We start from the raw sequence: 13792 nt of genomic DNA, 5'->3' as shown, positions 1-13792 counted from the left end.
TCACTTCGGATAGCCGGCCTTGGCCATCTCGCGTTCGGCGATCTGCTGGGCCATCTGCAGCGCCTGGTCGACGCTCGCCTGGCCGGCCAGCGCGGCCGAGAACTGCTGGCCCACGGCGGTGCCGAGCGCCTGGAACTCGGGGATGCCGACCCATTGCGTGCCGATATAGGGCACCTCGACCGTGGTCGGGTTCTTCAGGTCGGCCGACATGATGCTGTCCAGCGTCGGCTTCGCAAAGGGCGCGGCCTTCTGGTATTCCGCATTCTCGTAAAGCGAGGTGCGGGTGCCGGGTGGGACGTTGGCCCAGCCCTCGGCGGCCGCGACCTGCTCGGTATAGGCTTTCGAGGTCGCCCAGGCGACGAACTTCTTCGCCGCGTCCGGCGCGTCGGTCGAGGACGGCACGGCCAGGGTCCAGGCCCAGAGCCACATCTGCGGCTTCTCGCCCTCGGGCGCCAGCGCATAGCCGACCTTGTCGGCCACGGTCGATTCCTTGGGGTTCGAGACGAAGCTGGCGGCGACGGTGGCGTCGATCCACATGCCGCATTTGCCGGTCTGGAACAGCGCCAGGTTCTCGTTGAAGCCGTTCGACGAGGCGCCGGGCGGGCCGGCCTCGGTCATGATGGCGACGTAATCGGTCAGCGCCTTCTTCCAGGCCTCGCCCGAGAACTGCGGCTTCCATTCCATGTCGAACCAGGGCGCGCCATAGCTTGCCGCCATCGAGGTCAGGAAGGCCATGTTCTCGCCCCAGCCGGCCTTGCCGCGCAGGCAGATGCCATAGACCTCGGCCGATTTGTCGGTCATCTTGCGGGCGGCGTCATAGACGAAGTCCCAGGTCGGGCGCTCGGGCATGGTCAGCCCGGCCTTCTCCATCAGGTCCTTGCGATACATGATCATCGCCGATTCGCCGTAGAAGGGCGCGGCGTAAAGCTTGCCGTCCAGCGACAGCCCCTCCCGGATCGGCGGCAGGATGTCGTCGGCGTCGTAATCGGCGCCCATGTCTTCCAGCGGGGTCAGCCAGCCCTGCTTGGCCCAGATCGGCACCTCGTAATTGCCGACCGTGACGATGTCATACTGGCCGCCCTTGGTGGCGATGTCGGTGGTGACGCGCTGGCGCAGCACGTTTTCCTCCAGCGTGACCCATTCCAGCTGGATGTCCGGGTTCGCATCCGTGAAGGGCTTGGTCATCTTCTGCATGCGGATCATGTCGCCGTTGTTCACGGTGGCGATGGTCAGCGTCTCGGCCATGGCCGGGACGGCCAGCGCCGTCATGGCGCAGGCCCCCATCAGGCCGCGCAGCATCATGCTCATTCGTCTATCCTCCCTGCGGATCAGCATTTGCTAATACGATGGGCAAATGCTCACACATCACGGTGGCGAGAGTCAAGCAAAAAGCTATGAGCCCGCTGCGGCGTTTTGCGCAGGCGCTTTCCGCACCATCTGGCAGGGCAGGTCACGGCAATAAATGCAATTGCTTCAGCGTATTGCGATGAATGTCTGTCGTTGTTTCAAGGATGCTAAAGACGCTCGATCAGCGCCATGGCGGCCTGTGGATTGCGTTCCTTGTAACCGCTGATGACATAAAGGAACACGTCGCGCGCCTTGGCCTTGACCGGCTTGCCGACATAATCTAGGCCCTTGGGCAGCCCGCCGCCGGCCCAGGTCCGCGCCCGTTCGGCCCACAGATCCAGTTCGGCCGCGGCATAGCCCATGGGCTCGTCCTCGCGCGTGCCCATGATCCGGGCATAGACGAAATCGGCGGTCGGGTCGGCGATCTGCGGATGCGGGCTGTCCGCCGCCACCACCACGCCGATGCCCCGGCTGCGCGCCAGTTCCAGCAGCGCGGGGTCGCGGAAGCTGGCGTGGCGCAGCTCGACGACATGGCGCAGGCGCCGGCCCTCGGCCTCGGGCGGCAGCAGGTCCAGGAAGGCGGCGAAATCCTCGGGATCGAATTTCTTCGTCGGCATGAACTGCCAGTTGATCGGCCCCAGCTTGTCGCCCAGCAGCAGGACGCCGCTGTCCATGAAGCGCGCCACGCTGTCGCCCGCCTCGGCCAGCACCCGGCGGTTGGTGGCAAAGCGCGGGCCCTTCAGCGAAAACACGAAATCCTCCGGCGTCTCGTCATGCCACTTGCGAAAGCTGTCGGGCTTCTGGCTGCCGTAATAGGTGCCGTTGACCTCGATCGAGCTCAGATGGCGGCTGGCATGCTCCAGCTCGCGCCGCTGCGCCAGGCCGGCCGGGTAGAAGCTGCCGCGCCAGGGCTCATAGGTCCAGCCGCCGATGCCGATGCGAATCCGTCCCGCCATGCCTGCCTCCTGATGCCTTGGGCCAGGCACAACGCGCGAGGCGCGGTCCGGTTCAGCCCGCCAGCCGCTTGCGCGTCAGCGAGAACTTGTGCGGCGAGATGCCGTAATGCCCGCGGAACACCTTGGAGAAATACGAGGCCGAGCCGAAGCCGCAGGCCACCGCCACCTCCATCACGCCGAGGTTGGTTTCCGTCAGCAGCGAACGCGCGTGCTGCAGCCGCACCTTGTTGAGATATTGCAGCGGCGTCGTGTCCAGATAGCGCTGAAACAGCCGCTCGAGCTGCCGGCGCGAGATGCCGAGATAGGCGGCGCATTCGGCCAGGTCCACCTCATCCTCGACATGGGCCTCGATATAGGCGACGGCGCGGATCAGGTGGTCGTTGCGGGTGCCCAGGCGCACGGAAAGCGAGCTCAGCTGCTCTTCCTCGCCGCGCCGGATCTGGCCCAGCAGGCACATGTCCATGACGGCCTGCATCAGCTCGCTGCCGTAGTAATCCTCGATCAGCTTCAGCGCCAGCTCGGTCGAGGCGACGCCGCCGGCGCTGGTCACGATGCGCTCGTCGATGCAGAAGATGCGCCGCTCGGGCAGCAGGTCGGGGTGCTTTTCGCTGAAGTTCGGGATGTTTTCCCAATGCAGGGTGAAGCGGCGCCCGTTCAGGATGCCGGCGCGGGCCAGGGCATAGGCGCCGGTGCAAAGCCCGCCGACGGTGCGGCCGTGCCGCCATTGCTTGCGCAGCCAGTCGGTCAGTTCCGCGCTGCAGCCGGCATCGGGCTCGACCCCGCCGCAGACCAGGACATAGTCGCTGGCCGGCGCCTGGGCCAGGGCGGCATCGGGCACCAGCGGCACGCCGTTCGAGCAGGCGATGGGCTGGCCGGTGTCGCTGAGCACATGCCATTTGAACAGCAGCTTTTCCGTCAGCTGGTTCGCGACCCGCAAGGGCTCGATGGCCGAGGTGAAGGCCAGCATGGTAAAGCGCGGCATCAGCACGAAGGCGACGCTGACCGGCGCCTCGACCGGCGCGGCCAGCTTCAGATGCGCGATGCCCTTGGCGATGTAGCGTTCGCTGTCGCCGGCTGCCGATTGCTCCACCCTCGCCCCCTGCGGATACCTGTCCCGAGCCATGGCCTTTGCCACAAACCATGCGGCCCCGCCACGGGTTTCGTCAACGGGGGCCGAGCGTTTGCAGCCGTTCCAGCGGATCGCCACGCCATCGGCACGGGCCAGCAGGTCCTGCATGGTGGCAGCATCCGGGCGACATGGACGTGACCATCCGCGCGGCGCTGGCGGCGGGCGCGCCGATGCCCGCCCTTGCCGCCAGCCCGCTCCAGGCTCAGACCGCCGGGATGCCGACGCCGCCGGCCGCGGCGGCGCTCAGCTTGATGTAGTTCACCGCCTGGTCGCGCAGCGCCGCGGCCAGTTCCTGCCGGGCCGACAGCAGGCTGCGCTCGGCGTCGAGCACCGGGAAGAAGTCGGATTCGCCCAGGTCCCAGGAGCTGCGGGTCAGGTTCACCGTCTCGCGCGCATTCTCGACCAGCCGCGATTGCGCGGCGACGGCGCGGGCATCGCGGTTATAGCCGGCCAGCGCGTTCTCGACCTCCTCGACCGCGTTCAGCACCGAGGCCTGCCAGGCCAGCCGCGACTGCTCGGCCCGGGCCTGCGCCGCCGACAGGTTGGCCTGGTTCGCGGCGTTGAACAGCGGCAGGGTGATCTGCGGGCCGAAGCTCCAGGTCTTGGAACTGCCGCCGCCGCTGATGTTCGCCGGCGTGACCGAGCCCGAGAGCGTCAGCTTGGGATAGAAGGCCGCCTGCGCCTCGCCCACGCCGGCGACGGCGGCGGCCAGGTTGCGCTCGGCCACGCGCACGTCGGGGCGGACGCGGATCACCTCGGCCGGCACGCCGACGCTGGCCTTGTAGGCGGCACGCGGCTGGCCGCCGCCCCGGCGCAGCTGCGCGGCGATGTCGGCGCTGCGCCCGGCGGTCAGCGTGGCGAGCCGGTTGACCGACTGGTCGAAGCCGACCTCGAGCCCGGGCAGCGCCGCCTCGGCCTGGGTCACCAGCTGCTCGGCCTGCAGGACCTCCAGCCGGGTGGCGCTGCCGAATTCGTCCTGGGTGCGGGTCATCGACAGCGAGCGCTTGCGGCTGTCGAGGCTCTGCCGGGTCAGGGCGGCCGCCTGCTGGTAATAGCGTGCGTCGACATAGGCCTGGGCAATGGCGCTGGCCACCGTCAGGCGCGAGACCTCGGCCGAGAGATAGGCGGCGTCGAGCTGCGCCGAGGCCCCGGCCCGCGCGGCGCGGTTCTGGCCGAAGAGATCGACCAGCCAGGACACGCCCAGCGTCGCCGAGCTGCTTTCGCTGACGCCGGTGGTCTCGCTGCGCGAGCGCCCGGCCGAGCCCGAGGCATCGACCTGCGGCAGGTCGTTCGCGCCGACCAGCCGGGCATTGGCCTGGGCCTCGCGGATGGTGGCAACGGCGGTCAGCACGTCAAGGTTGCGCTTCAGCCCGGCCGCGATCAGCGCGTCCAGCTGCTTGTCGCGGAAGGCCGCCCACCAGGCGTTGGCGCCGGCGCGGCGCGCGGGCGAGTTGCCGGCGAAGGCATTGGCGAGCTCGGCCTTGGGCGCGGTGTAGGTGACCTGGGCGCAGGCGGCCAGCGCCAGGGTCGAGGCCAGCCCGGCCAGGATGCCGCGGCGGGAAAGCGAAAGGGTCTGGGTCATCGGTTCTCTCTGTCTGTCGCGGCCCGAGAGGCGCCGCCTATGGAAAACGGCTGCGGGCGGCCCGAAGGTCGCCCGCAGCGCGGCGGGGCCGGAGCTCAGCCCGCCTTACGGGTTGCCGTCTGGGTTTCGTCGTCCTGCGGCCGCCGGCCGGCAAAGCGGCTGAACAGGCCCAGCACGAAGACGAAGAACACCGGCACGAAGAAGATCGCCAGCACCGTCGCCGCGACCATGCCGCCGATCACCCCGGTGCCGATGGCGTTCTGGCTGGCGGCCGAGGGGCCGGTGGCAATCGCCAGCGGCACCACGCCCAGCGTGAAGGCCAGCGAGGTCATCAGGATCGGCCGGAAGCGCAACTTCGCCGCCGTCACCGCCGCTTCGATCAGGCTTTGCCCTTGCTCGCGCAGGTCCTTGGCGAATTCGACGATCAGGATGGCGTTCTTGGCCGACAGCCCGATGATGGCGATGAGGCCGACCTTGAAATAGATGTCGTTCGGCATGTCGCGCAGCATGACCGCGGCGACGCAGCCCAGGACGCCCAGCGGCACCACCAGCATCACCGACAAGGGGATCGACCAGCTTTCGTAAAGCCCCGACAGCAGCAGGAAGACGAAAAGGATGCTCATCGCGTAAAGCAGCGTCGCCTGGCTGCCGGCCTGGATTTCCTCGAGCGATTGCCCGGTCCATTCATAGCCGAAGCCCTGCGGCAGCTCGCCGGCCAGCCGCGCCATCTCGTCCATGGCCGCACCCGAGCTGTAGCCGGGCGCCGCCGATCCGGCGATGCGGATCGAGGGATAGCCGTTGTAGCCCACGACCTGCGACGGCCCCTGCTCCCAGGTGACACTGGCGAAGGACGAGAACGGCACCATGCCGCCGTTCGTATTGCGCACGGTCAGCGCCAGGATGTCCTCGGCCTGCATGCGGCTGTCGTCCTCGGCCTGCATGACCACGCGCTGCATCTTCCCGGCATTGGGGAAGTCGTTGATATAGGCCGAGCCGAGGTATTGCGAGATCGTGGCCGAGATGTCGGCGAAGGTCACGCCGAAGGCATTGGCCTTTTCGCGGTCGATGGTCACGAAGACCTGCGCGGCCGAGGGCAGGCCCTCGATGCGCAGCCCGGTGACGACGCCGCCCTCCTGCGCCTTGGCCATGATCTGCTGGGCGGCGGCCAGCAGCGCCTCTTGCCCCTGCCCGCCGCGGTCCTGCAGCCGGAAGCTGAAGCCGCCGGTGGTGCCGAAGCCGGGGATCGGCGGCGGCGACAGCGCAAAGGCCTGCGCGTCCTGCTGGCCGAACAGCTGCATGTTCGCGGCATTGGCGATGTCCTGCGCCGACTGGTCGCGCTCGGCCCAGTCCTTGAAGGTGACGAACATCAGCCCGGCGTTCGGCCCGCGTCCCGAGAAGCTGAAGCCGCGGATCGAGACCACGTTCTCGACCGGCTCCATGGCGCCGAAGATGCCGGTCGCCGTGGCCAGCACCTCGTCGGTGCGGTTCGAGCTGGCGGTGGCCGGGGTCTGGATGTCGGTGATGATGAAGCCCTGGTCCTCGTTCGGCAGGAAGCTGGAGGGCAGGCGCAGGAAGCCCATGGCGGTGGCCGCGACCAGCCCGACATAGAACAGCATCATCACCGCGCGCCGGCGCGTGACCAGCCCGACGCCGCGGCTATAGCGCTCGGTCAGGGCGTCGAAGCGGCGGTTGAACCAGCCGAAGAAGCCCTTCTTCTCGTGATGGCCGTGGATCGGCTTCAGGAAGGTCGCGCAAAGCGCCGGGGTCAGCGTCAGCGCCAGGAAGGCCGAGAACAGGATCGACACCACCATGGTCAGCGCGAATTGCCGGTAGATGATGCCCGACGAGCCGGGGAAGAAGGCCATCGGCACGAAGACCGCCGCCAGCACCAGCGTGATGCCGACGATGGCGCCCGAGATCTGGCCCATGGCCTTCTGCGTCGCCTCGCGCGGGGGCAGACCCTCGGTCGCCATGATACGCTCGACGTTCTCGATCACCACGATGGCGTCGTCGACCAGGATTCCGATGGCCAGCACCATGGCGAACATGGTCAGCACGTTGATGGAAAATCCCGCGACCAGCATCACCGCCACCGTGCCCGCCAGCGCGATGGGCACGACGATGGTCGGGATGATCGTGTAGCGGAAGTTCTGCAGGAACAGGAACATCACCACGAAGACCAGCACCATCGCCTCGACCAGCGTGTGCAGCACCTTTTCGATCGAGGCCTCGACGAAGGGGGTGGTGTCATAGGGGATCTGGTAGCTGACGCCCTGCGGGAAGAAGCGCGCCAGTTCCTGCATCTTCTCATGCACCGCTTCCGAGGTGTTCATGGCGTTGCCGGTGGTCGAAAGCTGGATCCCCAGCGCCGCCGCCGGCTTGCCGTTCAGCTTGGAGGCGAAGCTGTAGTTTTCCGCCCCGACCTCGAGCCGGGCCACGTCGCGCAAAAGCACGGTCGAGCCGTCGGGATTGGCGCGCAGCACGATCTTGCCGAATTCCTCGACGCTGTCGAGCTGGCCCTTGATCAGCACGGTCGCGGTCAGCTGCTGGCCGATGGGGTTCGGATCGGCGCCGACCTTGCCGGCCGCGACCTGGGCGTTCTGGGCGCGGACCGCCGCGACGATCTCGGCCGAGCTGAGGTTCAAGCCTGTCATCTTGGCGGGATCGACCCAGATGCGCAGCGCGCGTTCCGGGGCGAAGACCGTGGCGCTGCCGACGCCCTCGATCCGGCGCAGCTCGCCCACCACGTTGCGGTTGATGTAGTCGCCAAGCGCGATGTCGTCCATCGAGCCGTCGTCCGAGGTCAGCGCCACCATCATCAGGAAGCCCGAGCCGGCCTCTTCGATCAGCACGCCCTGGTCGACCACGCTTTGCGGCAACAGCGGCTCGACGCGCGAGACGGCGTTCTGCACGTCCACCTGGGCGCGGGCGACGTCGGTCCCGGGCTCGAAGGTCGCGGTGATCTGCATCGAGCCGGAACTGTCCGAGACGGATTCGTAATAGGCCAGGCCCTCGACGCCGTTCAGCTCATCCTCGATGGGCTGGGCCACGGCCTGGTTGATCTCGGCCGGGGACGAGCCGGTGTAGCTGGTCGAGACGGTGATCTGCGGCCAGGCCACCTGCGGATATTGCGCGACCGGGATCTGCGGCAGCGCCAGAAGGCCGGCGATGACGATGAAGATCGACAGCACCCAGGCCAGCACCGGCCTGCGGATGAAGAACTGTGCCATGCGGTTATTCCTTGGCCGGCGCGACAGGCGTTTCGGCGGAGGCTTCGACGGGCGCCTCGGCCGCGGCGGCGGCACCGGCGGGCACGGGCTTGGCCGCGACCGGCTGCGCCACCACCTTGGCGTCGGGATAGAGCTTCTGCGCGCCCGCCACGACCACGCGGTCGCCCGGCGCCAACCCCTCCTCGACCAGCCAGCGGTTGTCGCTGGTCTGGCCCAGGGTCACGTCGCGGCGCTCGACCATGTCGTCGCCCTTCAGCGCATAGACATAGGCCTGGCCGGACTGGTCGCGCTGCACCGCCATCTGCGGCACGGTCAGGGCGTTGTCGCGCACCGCCTGTTCGATGCGGACGCGGACATAGAGGCCGGGCAGCAGGTTGCCGTCCGGGTTCGGGAATTCCGCCCGCAGGGTGATCTGGCCGGTGGTGCTGTCCACGCTCGCCTCGGAAAACAGCAGCTTGCCGGGGTGTTCGTATTCGCTGCCGTCGTCGAAGATCAGCTGCACGCGGGCCTCGCCCGCAGACATCATCGCCAGCTGGCCAGCAGCCAGCGCACGGCGCAGCGCGAAGAGCTCCGATGAGGACTGGGTGAAGTCGACATAGACCGGGTCCAGCTGCTGGATCGTCGCCATGATGTCGGTCTGGGCGTTGACCAGCGCGCCCTCGGTCACCAGCGCGCGGCCGACCACGCCCGAGATCGGCGCCGTGACCTCGGTATAGCTGCGGTTCAGTTCGGCCTCTTGCAGCGCGGCGCGGGCGATGGTCACGTCGGCCCGGGCCTGGGCCAGCGCGGTCGCGGCATTGTCCAGGTCCACCCCGGCCGTCACCTTGCGCTCGCGCAGCGCGCGGGCGCGCTTTTCCTGGTCGGCGGCGTTCAGCTCGGTCGCCTCGGCGCGGGCCAGCGTGCCCTTGGCGCTGGCGACGCGCACGTCGAAGGGCGCCGGGTCGATGCGATAGAGCACGTCGCCCGCCGCGACCTTGCCGCCCTGTTCAAACACCCGCTCCAGCACGATGCCGCCGACGCGGGGGCGCACCTCGGCGGTGCGGGTGGCGGCGACGCGGCCGGGCAGTTCGTTCACCACCGGCAGCGCCTCGGGCGTCATCACCTGCACGCTGACCTGCGGCGGCGGCAATTGCTGCGCCAGCGCGGGCACGGTCGTCAGGCAAAAAAGCACCAGCCCGGCGCCGAGGCCGGGAAAAGATCTGTTCGTCATGAGAGGGGTCTTTCCTGGGGGGAGGTCTTAGGGGTCCGGGTCTCCGTCGGCGCCGGGGTCGCTTTCCGCGACCGCCATCAGTTCATCGAGGATCTCGTTGCGGGTCTTGTCATCGAAGCGGTAGAAGCCGAAGAATTCCAGGAAGGCCATGCCGTGCAGCGTCAGCAGGGCGCGCAGCATCTTGGCCTTGTTGCCGGCCTCGAGCGCGATCTGGTCGGCGTCCTCGGCCAGGCAGCCGCGCATGATCTCGCGGCATTCGGCATTCTCGCCCATGCTGGCGGAAACCAGCAAGGCCATGGCGGTCTCTTCCTCGGTCGGCGCGGTGCGGAACTTTTCGATCACCGCGCGCAGCCGGGCGTTGGGCTGGCCCTGGTGGCGGGCCAGCAGCTCCTGGAAATCGGCGCGGTGCTGGGACATGCGGTGGCGGGTGAAGGCGGCAAGCAGCCCGGCCTTGCTGTCGAAGTCATAGACCACGCTCGACTTGCTGATGCCGGCCTCGCGCGCCACGGCGTCGATGCTGAGCCCGGCGATGCCCGAACGCCGCGCCACCCTTTCGATGGCCAGCATCAGTTCGTCGCGGTCGATCGAGCGTTTGCGTCCCACGGGCGGCACCCATAATTTCAATACGACCGTTCGAATATAATTCGCCCAACCGCTTGTCAACCGCCGCGCCGCCCGTCGCCGGCCAGAAGCCACAGCCAGAACAGCCCATGCGGCAGCACCGCCAGCTTGGCGCCAAGGGTCGCCGCGCCGAACATCCAGCCGGCCAGCGCACCGATCTCGACGCAAAGCGCCAGCGACAGCGCATACCAGATCGCCCCGCAGGCAAGGCGCAGCAGCCATTCGCTGGGTCGCAGCAGCGTCACGGCGCCACCGCCGGGGTTGCATTCATCGCACCTTCCACTGGCAAAGCACGGCAGCCGCGACGGCCGCCTTGCCCGATGATGGTCGGATCGCGCGGCATCGTGCGGAAAGTTTTGTAACGAATTGTTTCCCTGTTCCGGATCGCAACATTCGGTTACAAATTCGGCCCTTGGAGAAACGCCGGTTCACCGGCAAGACAACGCTGCGATACAAGCCCTTCCTAGATCGGGTTGCGACGGCGCCCGTCCCCCGCGCCGATTCGGCCGCTTGACCGCCGCCAAGGAGAAGCAATGCGCAAGGCTGTCCTGACCGTTCTGATCCTTGTCGCCGTTGTGGCGGGGCTGGCTGCGGCGGTTTGGCGGGGCGAGGGTCAGGCGCAGGGCCAGAGCTACCTGACCGCGACCGTCGCGCGCGGCGATGTCGAGGTCACGGTGCTGGCCGAGGGCAAGCTGAAGCCCTCGAACCTGGTCGCGGTCGGGGCGCAGGCCTCGGGGCGGATCACCCGGCTGGCGGTGAAGCTGGGCGACCGCGTGGAAAAGGGCGACCTGATCGCCGAGATCGACTCGGTCACGCAGCAGAACCAGCTGCGCACCGCCCAGGCCGCGCTGGCGAACCTGCGGGCGCAGCACACCGAGAAGCAATCCGTGCTGGCCCTGGCCGAAAAGACGCTGGAGCGGCAGCAGAACCTTGTGCGCACAGCCGCCGCGTCGCGCAGCGATTTCGACAGCGCCGAGCAGGCGGTCGCGGCAGCCCGCGCCCAGCTTGCCGCGCTCGAGGCCCAGATCGCCGAGGCCGAGGTCGCCATCGAGACCGCCGAGGCGAACCTCGGCTATACCCGCATCACCGCCCCCAGCGCCGGCACGGTCCTGGCCATCGTGAACCAGGCCGGGCAGACGGTGAACGCGGTGCAATCCTCGCCCACCATCGCGGTCCTGGGCGGGCTCGACCGCATGAACGTCCATGCCGAGATCTCCGAGGCCGACATCGGCAAGGTCCAGCCGGGCCAGCGCGTGCGCTTCACCCTGCTCGACGACAGCGGCCGCCGCTACGAGGGCCGGCTGGAATCCATCGCGCCGGCGCCGCAGAGCATCGTCAATGACAGCGCGGTCAATCCCGACAGCACCACCGACAGCGACAGCAGCGCGGTCTATTACATCGGCATCATCCCGGTCGAGAACCCGGACGGCGCGCTGCGCACCTATATGACCGCGCAGGTCAGCATCCTGCTGGGCGAGGCGCGCGACGTGCTGACCGTGCCGGCCACGGCGCTGGGGCCGCAGATCGGCGACGGCAGCCATAGCGTGCGCGTGCTGGCCGGCGGCGTGCCCGAGACGCGCGAGGTCCGCATCGGGCTGAACGACAAGGTCGTGGCCGAGGTCGTCTCGGGCCTTGCCGAGGGCGAGCAGGTCATCCTGGGCGAGCAGGCCGCCGGCGCGGCTTCGGGCGCGGGATCAAGCGGTGGTTCGACGCGCGGCGGCCGCATGATGGGCCCGCCGCTGGGAGGCTGAGTCATGGCCACGCCGCTGATCCAACTTACGGACATCTGCCGCGACTATCCCTCGGGCGAGGGCGTGCTATCTGTGCTGCGCGACATCGACCTGACCATCGCGCAGGGCGAGTTCGTCGCCATCACCGGCGCCTCGGGCTCGGGCAAGTCGACGCTGATGAACATCCTGGGCTGCCTCGACCGGCCCACCGCGGGCAGCTATCGGCTGGACGGGCGCGAGGTGGCGCAGCTCGACCCGAACGCGCTCGCCTCGCTCAGGCGCGAGTTCTTCGGCTTCATCTTCCAGCGCTATCACCTGCTCTCGGAAATGACCGCGCTCGGCAATGTCGAGGTGCCGGCGATCTATCGCGGCCTGTCCTCCGAGGCGCGGCGCAGCAAGGCGCGCGGGCTCCTGGACCGGCTCGGCATGGGCCAGCGGCTGGACCACCGGCCGGGCCAGCTCTCGGGCGGCCAGCAGCAGCGGGTGTCGATCGCCCGGGCCCTGGTCAACGACGCCCGCGTCATCCTGGCCGACGAGCCGACCGGTGCCTTGGACAGCCGCAGCGGCGAGGAGGTGCTGGCGATCCTCGACGAGCTCAATGCCGAGGGCCGCACCGTCATCATCGTCACCCACGACCCCAAGGTCGCCGCCCGCGCCCATCGCGTGATCGAGATCGCCGACGGCCGCATCGTGGCCGATCGCGGCAATCGCCCCGCCGCCGCCGCGCTGGCCGCGCCCGCCCCCGCCCGGGCGGCGGCGCCGATCCTGGGCCGGCTGGCCGAGGCGCTGCGCATGGCGCTTTTGGCGATGCGCGCCCACAAGCTGCGCAGCTTTCTGACCATGCTGGGCATCATCATCGGCATCGCCTCGGTGGTCTCGGTCGTGGCCCTGGGCGAGGGCTCGCGCCAGCGGGTGCTGTCGAACATCTCGGGGCTCGGGACCAACACCTTGCAGATCTATCCCGGCCGCGACTTCGGCGACATGCGCTCGGGGCGGGTGACGACGCTGGTCATGGCCGATGCCGAGGCGCTGGCCCGGCAGGCCTGGGCGGCCTCGGTCAGCCCGACGGTCAGCTCCAGCCAGACCCTGCGCCACGGCGCGACCGAGCTTTCCGCCCAGATCAGCGGCGTCGGCGAGCAATATTTCGACGTGGCCGGCATCACCCTGACCCAGGGCCGCGCCTTCGACGCCGGCGACGTGGCGGCGATGAGCCAGAATGTCGTCATCGACGAGAACACCCGCAACAGCCTGTTCGGCGAGGGTGGCGATGCGCTCGGCCAGGTCTTCATGGCCGGCAAGGTGCCGCTGCGGGTGATCGGCGTCGCCAGCGTGCGCCAGCAGGGGCCGGGCGGCAGCCGCAACCTGACCGTCTATGCCCCCTATACCACGGTGCAGGCGCGCTATCTGGGCACGACCAGCGTCAGCGGCCTGACCCTGCGCGTGCATGACGCGGTCGATATGGCCTTGGCCGAGCAATCCGTGACCGAGCTGCTGACCCGCCGCCACGGCACCAAGGATTTCTTCACCATCAACAACGACGAGATCCGCCAGACCATCACCGCGACGACGCAGACGCTGACGCTGCTGATCTCGGCCATCGCGGTGATCTCGCTTCTGGTGGGGGGCATCGGGGTGATGAACATCATGCTGGTCTCGGTCACCGAGCGCATCGGCGAGATCGGGCTGCGCATGGCGGTGGGGGCGCGGCGCGCCGACATCCGCTCGCAATTCCTGATCGAGGCGGTGCTGGTCTGCATCATCGGCGGCGTGGCCGGGATCCTGGCGGCACTGGGGTTCGGCCTGGTCTTCGACCGGCTCAGCAGCGACTTCAGCCTGGTCTATTCGGCCATGTCCATGGTCCTGGCGCTGGCCAGCTCCTGCGGCATCGGCCTGGTCTTCGGCTATCTGCCCGCGGTCAGCGCCTCGCGCCTCGATCCGGTCGCGGCCCTGTCGCGCGACTAGCAGGGGGACAGGCCATGGCAACCAC

10 protein-coding genes are annotated in these 13792 nt (G+C 68.7%); 2 read left to right on the top strand and 8 right to left on the bottom strand.

Going from position 1 to position 13792, the window contains the following annotated elements; genetic code table 11:
- From E3D03_RS12975 to E3D03_RS12940, 8 genes are all read right to left on the bottom strand, one after another.
- The gene (locus E3D03_RS12975; RefSeq protein ID WP_062563167.1) at positions 1 to 1308 is read right to left on the bottom strand and encodes an ABC transporter substrate-binding protein; all 1308 of its coding nucleotides are present in this window, start codon (positions 1306 to 1308) and stop codon (positions 1 to 3) included.
- A 206-nt stretch (positions 1309 to 1514) separates the two neighbouring features.
- Positions 1515 to 2303, bottom strand: a complete 789-nt coding sequence (locus E3D03_RS12970) for a DUF72 domain-containing protein (protein ID WP_263567287.1) — start codon at positions 2301 to 2303, stop codon at positions 1515 to 1517.
- Positions 2304 to 2355: 52 nt separating this feature from the next.
- The gene (locus E3D03_RS12965) at positions 2356 to 3393 is read right to left on the bottom strand and encodes a GlxA family transcriptional regulator (RefSeq protein WP_062563369.1); all 1038 of its coding nucleotides are present in this window, start codon (positions 3391 to 3393) and stop codon (positions 2356 to 2358) included.
- Between the two features lie 241 nt (positions 3394 to 3634).
- On the bottom strand, positions 3635 to 5014 hold the full coding sequence (locus E3D03_RS12960) for an efflux transporter outer membrane subunit (RefSeq protein WP_263567286.1): 1380 nt from the start codon (positions 5012 to 5014) through the stop codon (positions 3635 to 3637).
- Positions 5015 to 5109: 95 nt separating this feature from the next.
- The gene (locus E3D03_RS12955; protein ID WP_263567285.1) at positions 5110 to 8244 is read right to left on the bottom strand and encodes an efflux RND transporter permease subunit; all 3135 of its coding nucleotides are present in this window, start codon (positions 8242 to 8244) and stop codon (positions 5110 to 5112) included.
- A gap of 4 nt (positions 8245 to 8248) precedes the next feature.
- A complete protein-coding gene (locus E3D03_RS12950) occupies positions 8249 to 9454 on the bottom strand; it encodes an efflux RND transporter periplasmic adaptor subunit (protein ID WP_263567284.1) in 1206 nt (401 codons plus the stop codon).
- Positions 9455 to 9481: 27 nt separating this feature from the next.
- Positions 9482 to 10057, bottom strand: a complete 576-nt coding sequence (locus E3D03_RS12945) for a TetR/AcrR family transcriptional regulator (protein ID WP_263567283.1) — start codon at positions 10055 to 10057, stop codon at positions 9482 to 9484.
- A gap of 56 nt (positions 10058 to 10113) precedes the next feature.
- A complete protein-coding gene (locus tag E3D03_RS12940) occupies positions 10114 to 10320 on the bottom strand; it encodes a hypothetical protein (protein WP_263567282.1) in 207 nt (68 codons plus the stop codon).
- A 288-nt stretch (positions 10321 to 10608) separates the two neighbouring features.
- On the opposite strand from E3D03_RS12940, the gene E3D03_RS12935 reads away from it, so the two are divergent.
- Positions 10609 to 11826 (top strand): efflux RND transporter periplasmic adaptor subunit, encoded by a 1218-nt coding sequence (locus tag E3D03_RS12935; RefSeq protein WP_263567281.1) that lies wholly within the window; start codon positions 10609 to 10611, stop codon positions 11824 to 11826.
- 3 nt (positions 11827 to 11829) lie between these two features.
- Positions 11830 to 13767, top strand: a complete 1938-nt coding sequence (locus E3D03_RS12930; RefSeq protein WP_263567280.1) for a MacB family efflux pump subunit — start codon at positions 11830 to 11832, stop codon at positions 13765 to 13767.
- Positions 13768 to 13792 lie beyond the last annotated feature (25 nt).

Origin of the sequence: Paracoccus sp. DMF (genome assembly GCF_004407025.1) — a bacterium.
Classification (GTDB): domain Bacteria; phylum Pseudomonadota; class Alphaproteobacteria; order Rhodobacterales; family Rhodobacteraceae; genus Paracoccus; species Paracoccus aminovorans_B.
The sequence above is the reverse complement of the archived record's forward strand: the minus strand, read 5'-3'. Positions and strand labels throughout refer to the sequence as shown.